Below are 420 nucleotides of genomic sequence, written 5' to 3'. Positions count from 1 at the left end.
GTTCGCTGTAAAGCTGCGTATCGCTCATGATGAACTGCATAATATCCAGGGCCACATAACAGGTGATCATGATGATCGCGTTCGCCCGGCCACCTGCGCGTATGGCTTCAGGGCCAATTCCAAAAGCAACAACCTTTGGAGAGGACGACAGATACCGTGTCCCCTTAAGAACCTCGCGCACGGCAGGATAGCCCTTGAAGATCATGTAGGTCTTCCCATTGGCTATCTTTGTGTAATAACGCCCCTTAATACCGATCTCTTTTAGAAGCTGATGTCCTGACCGGCTGTCCAGCAATGTCCCGGGCAAGGTGGCTAAATCTAAAGCTCCACCAGTCATAAGCGCCATGCCTTGATGGGCATCCACGATCCCCTGAGCAAATGCCTCAAGAGAAACCGCGATTGCCTCATCCTGAACCGGAT

At 51.9% G+C, this 420-nt stretch carries 1 protein-coding gene; it reads right to left on the bottom strand.

Features of this window, described 5'->3' with window-relative positions; all coding sequences use genetic code 11:
• Positions 1-420: hypothetical protein (locus PsWM33_RS27290; protein WP_206598984.1), on the bottom strand; the 420-nt coding region annotated here is incomplete at both ends.

This window comes from Pseudovibrio sp. WM33 (assembly GCF_001623165.1).
In the GTDB taxonomy this organism is placed as follows: Bacteria; Pseudomonadota; Alphaproteobacteria; order Rhizobiales; family Stappiaceae; genus Pseudovibrio.
Note: the sequence above shows the minus strand (reverse complement) of the source record. Positions and strands in the feature narration are given on the sequence as shown.